This window comes from Thermithiobacillus tepidarius DSM 3134, assembly GCF_000423825.1.
Classification (GTDB): Bacteria; Pseudomonadota; Gammaproteobacteria; order Acidithiobacillales; family Thermithiobacillaceae; genus Thermithiobacillus; species Thermithiobacillus tepidarius.
In genome coordinates, this window is sequence record NZ_AUIS01000006.1 from 153110 (window position 1) to 167949 (window position 14840).

Annotated in this window: 14 protein-coding genes; 13 read left to right on the forward strand and 1 reads right to left on the reverse strand. The window is 69.0% G+C overall.

Features of this window, described 5'->3' with window-relative positions; all coding sequences use genetic code 11:
• Window positions 1-79 precede the first annotated feature (79 nt).
• From purM to G579_RS0104480, 5 genes are all read left to right on the forward strand, one after another.
• Window positions 80-1120 (forward strand): phosphoribosylformylglycinamidine cyclo-ligase, encoded by a 1041-nt coding sequence (purM, locus tag G579_RS0104460; protein ID WP_028989216.1) that lies wholly within the window; start codon window positions 80-82, stop codon window positions 1118-1120.
• Window positions 1121-1135: 15 nt separating this feature from the next.
• On the forward strand, window positions 1136-1798 hold the full coding sequence (gene purN / locus G579_RS15840; protein WP_038018106.1) for a phosphoribosylglycinamide formyltransferase: 663 nt from the start codon (window positions 1136-1138) through the stop codon (window positions 1796-1798).
• Between the two features lie 32 nt (window positions 1799-1830).
• Window positions 1831-2577: a DUF3108 domain-containing protein gene (locus G579_RS0104470; RefSeq protein WP_028989217.1), complete on the forward strand. Its 747-nt coding sequence runs from the start codon at window positions 1831-1833 to the stop codon at window positions 2575-2577.
• Complete coding sequence (locus tag G579_RS0104475; RefSeq protein ID WP_028989218.1) at window positions 2570-3322, forward strand: competence/damage-inducible protein A; 753 nt, start codon at window positions 2570-2572, stop codon at window positions 3320-3322. The genes G579_RS0104470 and G579_RS0104475 overlap by 8 nt, the downstream gene beginning before the upstream one ends.
• Before the next feature lie 104 nt (window positions 3323-3426).
• Complete coding sequence (locus tag G579_RS0104480) at window positions 3427-3705, forward strand: hypothetical protein (RefSeq protein WP_028989219.1); 279 nt, start codon at window positions 3427-3429, stop codon at window positions 3703-3705.
• 143 nt (window positions 3706-3848) lie between these two features.
• On the opposite strand, the gene G579_RS0104485 is transcribed toward G579_RS0104480, so the two are convergent.
• Window positions 3849-4283, reverse strand: coding sequence for an NUDIX domain-containing protein (locus G579_RS0104485; RefSeq protein ID WP_028989220.1), 435 nt, complete (start codon window positions 4281-4283; stop codon window positions 3849-3851).
• A 154-nt stretch (window positions 4284-4437) separates the two neighbouring features.
• On the opposite strand from G579_RS0104485, the gene acs reads away from it, so the two are divergent.
• The 8 genes from acs to nuoH all read left to right on the forward strand — a co-directional run bounded on the left by acs (window position 4438) and on the right by nuoH (window position 14831).
• Window positions 4438-6396: an acetate--CoA ligase gene (gene acs, locus G579_RS0104490; protein WP_028989221.1), complete on the forward strand. Its 1959-nt coding sequence runs from the start codon at window positions 4438-4440 to the stop codon at window positions 6394-6396.
• 152 nt (window positions 6397-6548) lie between these two features.
• A complete protein-coding gene (gene ndhC, locus G579_RS0104495) occupies window positions 6549-6944 on the forward strand; it encodes an NADH-quinone oxidoreductase subunit A (RefSeq protein ID WP_028989222.1) in 396 nt (131 codons plus the stop codon).
• An 84-nt stretch (window positions 6945-7028) separates the two neighbouring features.
• The gene (locus tag G579_RS0104500; protein WP_456243244.1) at window positions 7029-7601 is read left to right on the forward strand and encodes an NADH-quinone oxidoreductase subunit B; all 573 of its coding nucleotides are present in this window, start codon (window positions 7029-7031) and stop codon (window positions 7599-7601) included.
• A gap of 2 nt (window positions 7602-7603) precedes the next feature.
• Window positions 7604-9388 (forward strand): NADH-quinone oxidoreductase subunit C/D, encoded by a 1785-nt coding sequence (gene nuoC / locus G579_RS0104505; RefSeq protein WP_038018111.1) that lies wholly within the window; start codon window positions 7604-7606, stop codon window positions 9386-9388.
• A 9-nt stretch (window positions 9389-9397) separates the two neighbouring features.
• The gene (gene nuoE / locus G579_RS0104510; protein WP_028989225.1) at window positions 9398-9862 is read left to right on the forward strand and encodes an NADH-quinone oxidoreductase subunit NuoE; all 465 of its coding nucleotides are present in this window, start codon (window positions 9398-9400) and stop codon (window positions 9860-9862) included.
• Between the two features lie 10 nt (window positions 9863-9872).
• A complete protein-coding gene (gene nuoF, locus G579_RS0104515) occupies window positions 9873-11168 on the forward strand; it encodes an NADH-quinone oxidoreductase subunit NuoF (RefSeq protein WP_028989226.1) in 1296 nt (431 codons plus the stop codon).
• Window positions 11149-13875: an NADH-quinone oxidoreductase subunit NuoG gene (gene nuoG / locus G579_RS0104520; protein ID WP_028989227.1), complete on the forward strand. Its 2727-nt coding sequence runs from the start codon at window positions 11149-11151 to the stop codon at window positions 13873-13875. The genes nuoF and nuoG overlap by 20 nt, the downstream gene beginning before the upstream one ends.
• Window positions 13872-14831, forward strand: coding sequence for an NADH-quinone oxidoreductase subunit NuoH (nuoH, locus tag G579_RS0104525; RefSeq protein ID WP_028989228.1), 960 nt, complete (start codon window positions 13872-13874; stop codon window positions 14829-14831). Before nuoG ends, nuoH begins: the two co-directional genes overlap by 4 nt.
• Window positions 14832-14840: the final 9 nt, after the last annotated feature.

A 14840-nucleotide genomic window follows, 5' to 3' on the forward strand; every position in this document is an offset into this window, starting at 1 on the left:
AAGCCGCCGCGCGGGCGCGTTTTGACAGCAACCCTGCAGCCCCCTACCATTGGCGCAAGCATTCCTGAAGGAGCAATCCGTGGCCGAAGACAAGACCTCCCTTTCCTATCGCGACGCCGGCGTGGACATCGATGCCGGCAATGCCCTGGTCGAGCGCATCAAGCCCATCGCCCGCCGCACCCGGCGTCCGGGCGTGCTGGGCGGCCTGGGCGGTTTCGGCGGCTTTTTCGAGCTGCCCACGGAGCGCTATCGCCAGCCCGTGCTGGTCTCCGGCACCGACGGCGTCGGCACCAAGCTGCTGCTGGCCCAGCAGATGGACCGGCATGACAGCATCGGCATCGACTTGGTGGCCATGTGCGTCAACGACCTGCTCGTCACCGGCGCCGAGCCCCTCTATTTTCTGGATTACTTCGCCTGCGGCAAGCTGGACGTGGATGTCGCCGCCAGCGTCATCGACGGCATCGGCCGGGGCTGCGAGCAGGCCGGCTGCGCCCTGATCGGCGGCGAGACGGCGGAGATGCCCGGCATGTATCAGCCCGGCGAATATGATCTGGCCGGCTTCGCCGTGGGCGTGGTGGAAAAGGATGCCATCATCGACGGCAGCCAGGTGCGGGCCGGCGACGTGGTCCTCGGCCTCGCCTCCAGCGGGCTGCACTCCAATGGCTATTCCCTAGCCCGCAAGGTGCTGGAGCGCAGCGGCCTGGGCCTGGACAGTCCCTTCGGTGACGGCACCCTGGGAATGACGCTGCTGACGCCCACCCGCATCTATGCCAAATCCCTGCAGTCCCTGCTCCAGAGCGTGCCGGTCAAGGCCATGGCCCACATCACCGGCGGCGGGCTGCCCGAGAACCTGCCGCGCGTCCTGCCCGACGGCTTGGCCGCCCGCATCCAGACCAAGGCATGGCCGCGCCCGGCAATCTTCGACTGGCTGCAGGCGGAAGGCCGCATCGACGATGCCGAGATGTACCGCACCTTCAACTGCGGCATCGGCATGGCCCTGGTGGTGGCGGCCGAGCAGGCCGAGCCGGCCCTGGCCGTGCTGCAGAGCGCCGGCGAGACGGCCTTTCGGCTCGGCGAGATCGTGCCGCACCAGGGCAGCGCCGTGGAACTCGTGGCCTGACGGAGTCCGACGCCCTTGCGCATCGTCGCTCTGGTCTCCGGCCGCGGCAGCAACCTGCAGGCCATTCTGGACGCCGTCGCCGACGGCGCAGTGCCGGCGGAACTGGCCGCCGTCGTCAGCAACGTCCCCGGCGCCTATGCCCTGGAGCGCGCCGCGCGCAGCGGCGTGCCCACGGCCGTCCTGCGGCACCGCAATTTTCCCGACCGGGCGGCCTACGACGCCGCCCTGGCCGAACTGATCGACGGCTACCGGCCGGACCTGGTGGTGCTGGCCGGCTTCATGCGCCTGCTCACCCCGGCCTTCGTGGCCCGCTATCATGGCCGCCTGGTGAACATCCATCCCTCCCTGCTGCCCGCTTTTCCGGGCCTGCATACCCACCGGCGGGCGCTGGAGCAGGGCGTGAAACTCCACGGCGCCACGGTGCACTTCGTGAGCGAGGACGTGGACGCCGGCCCCATCATCATCCAGGCCGCGGTGCCGGTGCTGGACGATGACACGCCGGAGAGCCTGGCCGAGCGGGTGCTGGCCCAGGAACATCGCATCTATCCGCAGGCCCTGGCTTGGATCGGCCAGGGCCTGGTGCGCCTGGAAGGCACCCGCGTCCGCTTCGCCCGTCCCCTGGAGGCGGATTGCGCGCTGATCTGGCCGCCGTCAACAATAGCCGCGCCCGTGCGTTAAGCAAACAGCACTTTCAGCGAAAGGAGACAGAAATGCCCGGACTGCGCCGATCCCCCTCCCTGCAGCGGCTTACCTTTATCGCCCTCGGCCTGGCGCTGGCCGGCCAGGCCGCCGCGGTCTCCCTGCCCCGCTCGGAAACGCTGACCTACCAGGTCACCTGGAACGGCATTCCGGCCGGCACCATCCAGCAAACCCTGGAACGCCAGGGCGACGGCACCTACCGGCTGACGGCCAATGCCGAGACCAATCGCGTGGTCAACGTCTTCTACCGCCTGGACAGCGATCAGCAGTCCTTGTTCAAGGTCAACGACGAGCGCCTTCAGGTGCTGCGCTACGAGCACGTGAACCAGGGCAAGGAGCCATTCCCGCGCTCGGCCCGCTTCGACTGGAACGACAAGGTGGCACACCTGGACAACGAGGACGGCCGCAAGGACGTGCCCATCAACGCCTATACCTATGACCCCAACACCCTGATCCAGCAGCTGCGCTTCTTCCCGGACAGCATCCGCCACCCCTTCGTGGTGGTGGACGGCAAGAACAGCAAGAAGCTGCAGATCAAGGACCTGGGCACGGCCAGCATCAGCACCCGGGCCGGGAATTTCGAGGCGCAATGCGTGCAGCAGGTGGACCTGCAGCAGAACGACCCCAACAAGAAGCGGGTGGCCAGCGTGTGCTACAGCAACGACGCCCGCCGCCTGCCGGTGGAGCTGCGCTATCACACCAAGTACGGCGACATCATCGCCCGCCTGAGTTCGGTGAAAAGCCAGCCCGGTGAGTAGCGACAAGCCGGGCGCCGCTTTCGGCGCCGTCGTCATCGGCACCGAGATCCTGCGCGGCAAGCGCGAGGACCGGCACGTGGCCCACCTGCGCGCGGTGGCGGCGGCCCGCGGCTACGAGCTGGCCTACGCCCTCGTCCTGGCGGACCAAGCTGAGCAGATCACCGGCCAGCTGCGCTGGGCCTATGCCCGCCCGGAACCGCTCTTCTGCTACGGCGGCCTGGGCGCCACGCCGGACGACCTGACCCGCGCCTGCGCCGCCGCGGCCGCGGACCTGCCGCTGGCCCGTCACCCGGAAGCGGCGCAACTGATCCGCACGCGTTTCGGCGCAGGCGCCGAGCCGGTGCGCATCCGCATGGCGGACCTGCCCGCCGGGGCGGCGCTCATTCCCAACCCGGTCAACCAGATCCCCGGCTTCAGCCTGGGCAAGCATCATTTTTTCCCGGGCTTTCCGCAGATGGCCCAGCCCATGACCGAGTGGGTACTGGAGCAGCATTACCCGCCCCGCCCCGCCCGGATCGAGGCGCGCCTCCTGCTGCCCGGCAGCCGCGAAGGCGATCTGGTGCCGCTGATGGAGGCCTTCGTGGCCGCGCATCCGGCGGTGGACTTCTCCAGCCTGCCCCACTTCGCGGACAGCGGACCGCAAATCGAGCTGGGCGTCGCAGGCGAGGCGGCGGCCGTGGCCGCGGCCGCGGCGGATCTCAAGCAACGCCTGATCGGGGCAGGCGTGCCGTTTCGCGAGCTGTAGCCCCCCGCACCTCGCCTTTCCCGGCATTTGTACTATTTCCTCGGCTAGGTCCCGTGCGGGCCGCAAGACGATCCGATTTCAAGCAGTCAAGGTGTCAGCAGTCGATGCAGAACGTCATTCAGCTCAAAGAAGGCCCCGATCAGCACATCCGGGCCGCCCTCCGCCGCTCCGGCCTCGCAGAACAGTGGCTGGCCGAATTGAAATACGCCACCTTCCTCATGTTCGAGCCGGGCGAAGTCCAGATCCACCTGCCCCAAAGCCGCCTCGACCTGGCCAAGAACGCCGCCTTCCTGAAGGCGCTGGAACAGGCGCTGGACAACTACTTCGGCCGCTACACGCGGCTGGTGGTGACGGCGACGGTGGACAAGCGCAAGATGCACTGAGGACCAGAGGCCGTCATCGCGCACACCGGCGTTCGGCCCGCCGCCCTCACCTTCCCGCTCCCGCAGGGAGAAGCAGGGAGAAGGTATTCGGGGCTGGCCTACGCATTGTCCCGGGTGCAGGTCAGGCGTTCCGCACCAGCCTCTCAAGCACAGCCCGGCTGCGGCAGCTCTCCCCGCTCGCGAAAGCGCAGGTAATCCCCCAGAATCCGCGCGTGATCGAAGACCAGGTCGTCCGGCCAGGCCCCGGCCGCGTACCACTGCACGGACTTGGCGTCGTCGGCGGCCTGGGCCTCGCCGCGCGCGCTGGCGATGAAGACGGCGCTGATGGTATGGCCGCGGGGGTCGCGGCGCGGATCGGAGTAGCAGTAGAGCAGCCGCTCCAGCTGCACCGCCAGCCCCGTTTCCTCGGCCGCTTCGCGGCAGGCGGCGTGCTCCAGGGTCTCGCCGTAGTCCACGAAGCCGCCGGGGATGGCGTGGCCATGCGGCTCGTAGTGGCGTTCGATGAGCAGCACCGGGCGCGCCGGATCGTCGGCCTTTTCGATGATGATGTCGACGCTGATTCTGGGCCCTTTTTCCATGTCGCCTCCTGCTGAAATGTGGCGACCAGCATAACCGAAAACCGTCCGGCCGGGGGATCGGGCTTATGGGCGCGGCGTCCTGTCGAGGCTTGGCGAAAGCGCCCCGGCGCCTTAAGATGGACCCAAGCATAACCGCCAGCCCGAGGAGAGATTCATGAGCGGCATTCAACTGGAATCCATTTTGACGGAGGCGCGCGTCTTCCCCGTGCACGAGGACTTCGCCCGGCAGGCCAACCTGAACAGCGAGCAGTACGCCGCCCTGTGCCGGCGCGCGGAGGAGGACCCGTCCGGCTTCTGGGGCGACCTGGCCCGCCAGGAGCTCGCCTGGGACAAGCCCTTCACGCAGGTGCTGGACGACAGCCGGGCGCCCTTCTACCGCTGGTTCGCCGACGGCGAGCTGAACGTCGCCGCCAACTGCCTGGACCGCCACCTGAGCAGCCCGACCCGCAACAAGGCCGCGCTGATCTGGGAAGGCGAGGATGGCGAGGTGCGGACCTTCACCTACGGCCAGTTGCACCGCGAAGTCAGCCGCTTCGCCAATGTGCTGAAGAAGCTCGGCATCACCACCGGCGACCGGGTGGCCATCTACATGCCCATGGTGCCGGAAGCAGCCGTCGCCATGCTGGCCTGCGCCCGCCTCGGCGCCATCCACAGCGTGGTCTTCGGCGGCTTTTCCGCCGAGGCCCTCAAGGACCGCATCGAGGACACCCAGGCCAAGCTGCTGATCACCGCCGACGGCGGCTTCCGCGCCGGCCGGGTGGTGCACCTCAAGCAGCACGCCGACCAAGCCCTCATGCGCGACGGCCATTCGGTGGACAAAGTGGTGGTGCTGCGCCGCACCGGCCAGGAGGTGGACATGCTGGACGGCCGCGACCTGTGGTGGCACGAGCTGATGCAGGACGCCGAGCCCCAATGCCCCGCCGTGTCCGTGAACGCCGAGCATCCCCTCTTCGTGCTTTACACCTCCGGCTCCACCGGCAAGCCCAAGGGCATCGTGCACAGCAGCGGCGGCTATCTGCTCTGGTCCGCGCTGACCATGCGCTGGGTCTTCGACATCAAGCCCGAGGACGTGTACTGGTGCACCGCCGACATCGGCTGGGTCACCGGCCACACCTACGCCCTCTATGGCCCGCTGGCGGTGGGCGCCACCGTGCTCCTGTTCGAGGGCGTGCCCACCTATCCGGACGCCGGCCGCTTCTGGGCCATGATCGAGCGCCACGGCGTCAGCGTCTTCTACACCGCGCCCACCGCCGTCCGCGCCCTGATGAAGCTGGGCGAGGAGTGGCCGGGCAAGTACGATCTCAGCTCCCTGCGCCTGCTGGGCACCGTGGGCGAGCCCATCAACCCCGAGGCCTGGATGTGGTACTACCGGGTGATCGGCAAGGAGCGCTGCCCGGTGGTGGACACCTGGTGGCAGACGGAAACGGGCGGCCACCTGATCGCCCCGCTGCCCGGCGTGACGCCGCTCAAGCCGGGCTCTTGCACCCGTCCCCTGCCCGGCATCTTCCCCGACATCGTCGACGAGGAGGGCGATCCGGTGCAGGGCACGGAGGCGGGCGGCTATCTGGTGGTCAAGCGGCCGTGGCCGGGCATGCTGCGCACCGTCTGGGGCAACGACGCGCGCTACCTGGAAACCTACTGGGCCAAGTTCCAGAATCGCTACTACGTGGCCGGCGACAGCGCGCACCGCGACGCCGACGGCTATTACTGGATCATGGGGCGCATCGACGACGTGCTGAACGTATCCGGCCATCGCCTGGGCACCATGGAGATCGAGTCCGCCCTGGTCTCCCACCCGGCCGTGGCCGAGGCGGCGGTGGTGGGCCGCCCGCACGAGATCAAGGGCGAGGCCATCACCGCCTTCGTCATCCTGCGCCAGTCCCACGTGCAGGATGACCGCGACCGCTTGACCGAAGCCCTGCGCCAGCACGTGAGCGAGGCCATCGGCCCCATCGCCAAGCCCGACGACATCCGCTTCACGGACAACCTGCCCAAGACCCGCTCGGGCAAGATCATGCGTCGGCTGTTGCGCGCCATTGCCCGCGGCGAGGAGATCACCCAGGACACCTCCACCCTGGAAAACGAGGAGACGGTGCGGCAGCTGGGCCGCTGATCCCCGCCCCTCCATCCGCCCGTCGGCCGCCCGGGCCGACGGGCTTTTTCACGTCCGCAGCCAGCCTCGACTAACCTTAGGCTGATTGTTCCCCCCGCCGCCCTGTTCAAGTATGAGCCCTCGGCAGTCTTCTCCTCGGACGGGAGGCGGACATGGAATCGAACGGTCTGTGGCCCCTGGTGCTGTACGCCGCCATCGTGCTGGTCCTGGTGGCCGCCATGCTGAGCCTGTCCCACATGCTGGGTGCGCGCCATCCGGGCCCGCCGCCCCGGGCGACGGTGGAGCCCTTCGAATCCGGCGTCCTGCCGGTGGGCACGGCGCGCCTGCGCCTGTCCGCCAAGTTCTACCTGATCGCCATGTTCTTCGTGATCTTCGATCTGGAGGCGGTCTACCTCTTCGCCTGGGCCATCGCCGTGCGCGAGGCGGGCTGGGCCGGCTTCATCGAGGCTGCCGTCTTCGTCTTCATCCTGGTTGCCGCCCTCGTCTACCTGTGGCGCCTGGGCGCCCTGGACTGGGCGCCGCCGCGCAGCCGCACGCGCACCCGCTAGGCACAGGAGACCGATATGATCTGGTGGCTGAGCAATGCATCGGAATCTGCTCCCCGCCCGGCCGACGGCGATCTGGACGAGGACCTGCGCCGCAACGTGCTGCTGGCCAATCTGCAGGAACTGGTTTCCTGGGGCCGCAAGCACTCCCTCTGGCCCTTCAACTTCGGCCTGTCCTGCTGCTACGTGGAGATGGCCACCGCCTTCACCAGCCCCTATGACATCGCCCGCTTCGGCGCGGAAGTGATCCGCGCCACGCCGCGGCAGGCGGATCTCATCGTCATTTCCGGCACCGTCTTCATCAAGATGGCGCCGGTGATCCAGCGCCTCTACGAGCAGATGCTGGAGCCGCGCTGGGTGATCTCCATGGGCTCCTGCGCCAACTCCGGCGGCATGTACGACATCTACAGCGTGGTCCAGGGCGTGGACAAGTTCCTGCCGGTGGACGTCTACGTGCAGGGCTGCCCGCCGCGCCCGGACACCCTGCTGCAGGGCCTGATGCTGCTGCAGGACGCCATCGGCAAGGAGCGGCGCCCCTTGGGCTGGATGATCGGCCCACAGGGCGTGGAACGCCTGCCGAAGCCGCCCGGGAGCGTGCGCGAGCAAAAACGCGCGCTCAACCAGCGGACCACCGTATTGCGCAGCCCGGACGAGGTCTAGCCATGGCAATCCAGGAGCGCCAAGCGGCTGTGGCGGAGGCAGACGGCGCTCCGGACATCGCCGGCGAGCTCCACGCCCGCTTCGGGACGGCCGCTTTCACGGCCCAACCTACCCGCGACGCCATTCCCACCTTCTGGGTGGGCAAGGACCAGGTGCGCGCGGTGCTGCGCTATCTGAAGCGGGAGGCGCAGCCGCCCTACCAGGTGCTCTACGATCTCACCGCCATCGACGAGCGCATCCGCAGCCACCGCGAGGGCCAGCCGCCCAGCGATTTCACCGTTGTCTATCATCTGCTGTCCTACGAACGCAACGCCGACATCCGCCTGAAGGTGGCGCTGCACGGCGAGGCGCCGGCCATCCCGACCGTGACCGACCTGTGGCCGGCGGCCAACTGGTACGAGCTGGAAATCTGGGATATGTTCGGCATCCGCGTCGAGGGCCATCCGCACCTGCGCCGCATCCTGATGCCGCCGACCTGGGTGGGACACCCGCTGCGCAAGGACCACCCGGCGCGCGCCACCGAGATGGGGCCGTTCACGCTGTCGCCCGAGCGCTACGCGGCCGAGCAGGAGGCGCTGCGCTTCAAGCCCGAGGCATGGGGCATGCGGCGCGCCAGCGACGGCACCGATTTCATGTTCCTGAACCTGGGACCGAACCACCCCAGCGTGCACGGCGTCTTTCGCGTCATTCTGCAGCTCGACGGCGAGGAGATCATCGACGCGGTGCCGGACATCGGCTATCACCATCGCGGCGCAGAGAAGATGGGCGAGCGCCAGTCCTGGCACACCTACATCCCCTACACCGACCGGATCGATTACCTGGGCGGGGTGATGAACAACCTGCCCTACGTGCTGGCGGTCGAACGGCTCGCCGGCATCGAGGTGCCCGACCGGGTGAAGGTGATCCGCATCATGCTGGCGGAGTTCTTCCGCATCGGCAGCCACCTGCTCTTCTACGGCACCCTTGCCCAGGACGTGGGCGCCCTGTCGCCGGTCTTCTACATGTTCACCGACCGTGAGCGCGTCTACGACGTGGTCGAGGCCATCACCGGCTTTCGCATGCATCCGGCCTGGTACCGCATCGGCGGCGTGGCGGCGGACCTGCCGCGGGGTTGGGACCGGCTGGTGCGCGAATTCCTGGATTACCTGCCTGGGCGCCTGGACGAGTACGAGCGCATGGTCATGCAGAACCGCATCTTCAAGAAACGCACCCAGGGCATCGGCGCCTATACCCTGGACGAAGCCATCGAGTGGGGCGTGACCGGCCCCAACCTGCGCGCCTGCGGCTTTGCCTGGGACTTCCGCAAGCGGCGCCCCTACTCGGGCTACGAGCATTTCGACTTCGAAATCCCCACCGCCGCGCACGGCGACTGCTACGACCGGGCGGTGGTGCGCATCGCCGAGATGCGCCAGAGCCTGCGCATCATCGAGCAGTGCCTGGAGCAGATGCCGGACGGCCCCCACAAGGCCGATCATCCGCTGACCACGCCGCCGCTCAAGGGCTACACCATGCACGACATCGAGACCCTCATCACGCACTTTCTGAACGTGAGCTGGGGGCCGGTGATTCCGCCGGGCGAGGCCAGCATCGGCATCGAGGCCACCAAGGGCAACAACAGCTACTATCTGATCAGCGACGGCAGCACCATGTCCTACCGCACCCGCATCCGCACGCCGTCCTTCCCGCACCTGCAGACCATCCCGCTCTTGAGCCGCGGGCTGATGGTGCCGGATCTCGTCGCCATTCTGGGCAGCCTGGATTTCGTGATGGCAGACGTGGACCGCTAGGGGGCCAAAATGCTGAGCGCCGAGGAGCGAGAGGAAATCGAGGCCGAACTGCAGCGCTACCCCGACCGGCAGGCGGTGTGCATCGATGCCCTGCTCATCGTGCAGCGGCATCGCGGCTGGGTATCCGACGAGGCGGTGCGCGACATCGCCGAGGCGCTGGCCATGTCGCCGGCGGAGGTGGACGCAGTGGCGACCTTCTACAACCGGGTGTTCCGCCGCCCGGTCGGCCGGCACGTGATCTTTCTCTGCGACAGCGTGAGCTGCTGGATCATGGGCTACGGGCGCGTGCGCGCGCAACTGGCGGCGCGGCTCGGCATCGGCTTCGGCGAGACCAGCGCCGACGGGCGCTTCACGCTGCTGCCCGCCCCTTGTCTCGGCGCCTGCGATCACGCGCCGGCGATGATGATCGACGACACGCTGCACGGGGACCTCGATCCCGAGCGGCTCGACGCCCTTCTGGACCGATACTCCTAGCGGAGCGCCCATGGACACGCCGCTCACCCAGCACATCCGCCCGGACCGGGAGCCTTTGGACCTGCGGAGCTATGAGCAGGCCGGCGGCTACCAGGCCCTGCGCCAGGCGCTCACCCTGGCGCCACAGGCCATCACCCGCCTGGTCACCGAAGCCGGGCTGCGCGGCATGGGCGGCGCCGGCTTCCCCACCGGGCGCAAGTGGAGCGCCGTGCCCATGGGGCCGGACGCCCCGCGGCCCAAGTATCTCGTGGTCAACGCCGACGAGATGGAGCCCGGCACCTTCAAGGACCGCCTGCTGCTGGAAGGCGACCCGCATCAGATGGTCGAGGCCATCGTCGTGAGCGCCTACGCCATCCAGGCCGACGTGGCCTACATCTTCCTGCGCGGCGAGTATGTGCTGGCGGCGCAACGATTGCAGCGGGCCATCGCCGAAGCCTACGCCGGGGGCTACCTCGGCCGCGACATCCTCCATTCGGGCTACCATCTCGAGCTTTACCTGCACATCAGCGCCGGGCGCTACATCTGCGGCGAGGCCAGCGCCCTTTTGAATGCCCTGGAGGGGCGGCGCGCCATCCCGCGCGCCAAGGGGGTGCGCACGGCGGTGAGCGGCCTCTGGGGCAGGCCGACCATCGTCAACAACGTGGAAACCCTGTGCAACGTGCCGCACATCGTGCTGCATGGGGCCGAGTGGTTCAAGGCCCTCGGGCGCGGCCAGGCGGGCGGCACCAAGATCTACGGCGTGAGCGGCAAGGTGCGGCGGCCCGGCACCTGGGAGCTGCCCATGGGCACGCCCATGCGCGAGATCCTGGAAGCGCACGCCGGCGGCCTGCGCGACGGCCTCGCCCTGCGCGGGGTGCTGCCGGGCGGCGCCTCCACCGAGTTCGTGCTGCCGGAGCAGCTGGACGTGGCCATGGACTTCGATTCCATGGCCACGGTGGGCAGCCGCCTAGGCACCGGCACCATGATCGTGCTCGATGACCAGACCTGCCCCGTGGGCCTGCTCGCCAACCTGGAGCACTTCTTCGCACGGGAGTCCTGCGGCTGGTGCACGCCCTGCCGCGACGGCCTGCCCTGGGTGCAGCAGACCCTGGCGGCCATCGACGCCGGCCGCGGCGCGCCCGAAGATCTGGAGCTCCTGGCCATGCACACCCGCTTCCTCGGTCCGGGCTACACCTTCTGCGGCCTGGCGCCGGGCGCCATGGAGCCGCTGCAAAGCGGACTGCGCCACTTCCGGGAGGATTTCGAGCGGCACATCCGCGAGCGACGCTGTCCCTGGGGGGCCGACCATGGCGACCATCTACATTGACGGCCGGCCCTACGAGGCCGATCCGGCGGACAACCTGCTGCACGCTTGCCTGTCGCTCGGCTTCGACCTGCCCTACTTCTGTTGGCATCCGGCGCTGGGCTCGGTGGGCGCCTGCCGCCAGTGCGCGGTCAAGCAGTACCGGGATGAGCAGGACACCCGCGGGCGGATTGTCATGGCCTGCATGACCCCGGCCGCCGACGGCACGCGCATCGCCATCGACGAGCCCGAAGCCAAGGCCTTCCGCGCCGGCGTGATCGAGTGGCTGATGACCAATCATCCCCACGACTGCCCGGTCTGCGAGGAAGGCGGCGAGTGCCATCTGCAGGACATGACGGTCATGACCGGCCACGTCTACCGCCGCTACCGCTTCCGCAAGCGCACCTTCCGCAACCAGTACCTGGGCCCCTTCATCAATCACGAGATGAACCGCTGCATCGCCTGCTACCGCTGCGTGCGCTTCTACGGCGATTATGCCGGCGGCCACGACCTGCAAGCCCTCGGCATGCATAATCACGTCTACTTCGGCCGCCAGGCTGACGGCGTGCTGGAAAACGAGTTCAGCGGCAATCTGGTGGAGGTCTGCCCGACCGGCGTCTTCACCGACAAGACCCTGGGCAAGCGCTACGCCCGCAAGTGGGACCTGCGCGGCGCGCCGTCCGTGTGCGTGCACTGCGGCCTGGGCTGCAACACCCATCCCAACGAGCGCGGCAACGCCGTGCGGCGCATCCTCAACCGCTACAACGGCGAGGTCAACGGCTATTTTCTCTGCGACCGCGGACGCTTCGGCTACGGCTTCGTCAACGGCGACCGGCGCCTGCGCCAGTCCCGGCTGCGCCGGCCGGGAGAAACAGAGGCCCTGGCGGTGACCCGGGGAATGGCGGTGCAGCACGCCGCCCAGTTGATCGCCGGGCGCCGCGTCATCGGCATCGGCTCGCCGCGCGCCTCGCTGGAGGCCAATTTCGCCCTGTACCGCCTGGTGGGCGCGGAACATTTTTACAGCGGCCTCGCCGCCCGGGAGCAGCGCCTCCTGGCCCGCATGCTGGACATTCTGCGCCAGGGCCCGGCCCGCACGCCGTCCCTGCGCGACGCCGAGCAGGCCGATGCCGTCCTCGTGCTGGGCGAGGACCTTCTGAACACCGCCCCGCGCCTGGCCCTGAGCCTGCGTCAGGCGGTGCGCCATGCCGCCTGGGACATTGCCGACCATCTGCGCATCGACCGCTGGAACGACGCGGTGGTGCGCAACGCCAGCAAGGACGCCAAGAGCCCGCTCTACATCGCCTGCTTCGCCGCCACCCGCCTCGACGACATCGCGACCGGCACCTACCACGGCAGCCCGGACGAACTGGCGCGCTTCGGCCTGGCGGTGGCCCACGCCCTGGACCCGGCCGCCCCCGCCGTGCCGGATCTGCCGGACGCGGTGCAACAGCTGGCCCGCCAAGTGGCCCAGGCCCTGCAATCCGCCCGGCGCCCGCTCATCATCGCCGGCCCGAGCAGCGGCAGCGAGGCGCTGATCCAGGCGGCGGCCAACGTGGCCTGGGCCCTGTGCCGGGACGGCTGCGATGCCGCGCTGTGCTTCACCGCGCCCGAGTGCAACAGCTTCGGGCTCGCGCTCATGGGCGGCCGCCCGCTCGACGCCGCCCTCCAAGCCCTGCGCACGGGGGAGGCGGACACGCTGATCGTGTTGGAGAACGACCTGTACCGGCGCATGGACCGGGACAGCGTGGATGCCGGCCTGGGCGCGGCACGCCACGTCATCGCCATCGATTGCCTGACGCACGGGACCACGGAAGATGCCGAACTGGTGCTGCCGGCCGGCACCTTCGCCGAGGCGGACGGCACGCTGGTGAGCAGCGAAGGACGCATGCAGCGCTTCTTCCAGGTCTTCACGCCGGTGCCGCCCGCCGGCGACGTGCAGGAGAGCTGGCGCTGGCTGCGCGACCTGGGGGCGGCCGCCGGAGATGCGCGGGCCGCGGCCTGGCAGAATCTGGACGACGTCATCGCCGCCTGCGCCGAGGCGCTGCCCCAGTTCGCCCCGATCACCCAGGTGGCGCCCTCGGCCCGCTTCCGAATCGCGGGCATGAAGCTCGAACGGGAGCCGCACCGCTACAGCGGCCGCACCGCAGTCCTGGCCGACCTCACCGTCCACGAGCCCAAGCCGCCGCAGGATCCCGACTCGCCGCTGTCCTTCACCATGGAAGGCTACTACGGGCCCGAGCCGGCACCCCTCATCCCCTTTTTCTGGGCGCCGGGCTGGAACTCCATCCAGTCCGTGAACAAGTTCCAGGACGAGGTAGGCGAGTCGCTGCGCGGCGGCGACCCCGGGCGGCGCCTGATCGAGCCGGCCGCCGACGCCGTCCCGCCCTACTTCGCCGACGTGCCGCCGGCATTCCGGCGCCGCCCGAGGGAATGGCTGCTGGTGCCGCTTTACCATCTCTTCGGCTCGGAGGAGCTGAGCGCACTCGCGCCGGCCGTGGCCGAGCGCGCGCCGGCGCCCTATCTGGCGCTGAACGCGGCGGATGCGGCCGCGCTCGGCATCGGCGACGGCGGCCTGGCGACCGTGCGGCTTGCCAGCGGCCCGCAACGCCTGCCGGTGCGCATCCGGCCCGAACTGCCCGCGGGCCTGGCCGGCCTGCCTCCGGGCCTGCCGGGCCTGGTCGGAATCACCCTGCCGGCTTGGGCCCGCATCGAGGGAGGTCAAGCGCCATGAGCGAAAACGTGCGCGCCCTGCTGAACATCGGCGGCATCCTGCTGGTGATCCTGACGCTGGCGGCGCTGCTCATCTGGGTGGAGCGCCGCCTGCTCGGCCTGTGGCAGGACCGCTACGGCCCCAACCGCGTCGGCCCCTTCGGCCTCCTGCAGGTGGTGGCCGACATGATCAAGATCTTCACCAAGGAGGACTGGACGCCGCCCTTCGCCGACCGGGCGGTCTTCATCCTCGCCCCGGCGGTGGTGGTCGCCGTGACCCTGCTCGCCTTCGCCGTGCTGCCCTTCGCTCCGGGCGTCTGGATCGTCGACCTCAACATCGGCCTGCTCTTCTTCCTGGCCATGGGCTCGTTGGCCGTCTACAGCGCCATGCTGGCCGGCTGGGCCTCCAACAACAAGTACGCGCTGCTGGGCAGCCTGCGCGCCTCGGCCCAGACGCTGACCTACGAGGTCTTCATGGGCCTGTCCATCATGGGCGTGGTCATGCTGGCCGGCTCCTTCAACCTGCGCGAGATCGTCGAGGCGCAGCGGCATCTGTGGTTCGCCGTGCCCCAGTTCCTGGGCCTGCTGCTCTTCATCATCGCCAGCGTCGCCGAGACCCACCGTCTGCCCTTCGACCTGCCCGAATCGGAGGCAGAACTGGTGGCGGGCTATCACACCGAATATTCGGGCTTGAAGTTCGGCATGTTCTTCGTCGGCGAATACCTTGGCATTCTCCTGAGTTCAGCCATGATCGTGGTGCTGTTCTTCGGCGGCTGGCAGGGACCGCTGCTGCCGCCCCTGCTCTGGTTCGCCCTCAAGACCGCCGTGTTCGTGGGGCTTTTCATCCTGCTGCGGGCCTCGCTGCCGCGCCCGCGCTACGATCAGCTCATGGCCTTCGGCTGGAAGCTGATGCTGCCCTTGGCGCTGCTCAACCTCGTGGTGACGGGCGGGCTGGTGCTCGCGCGCGGGACGCCCTAGGAGGTCGCC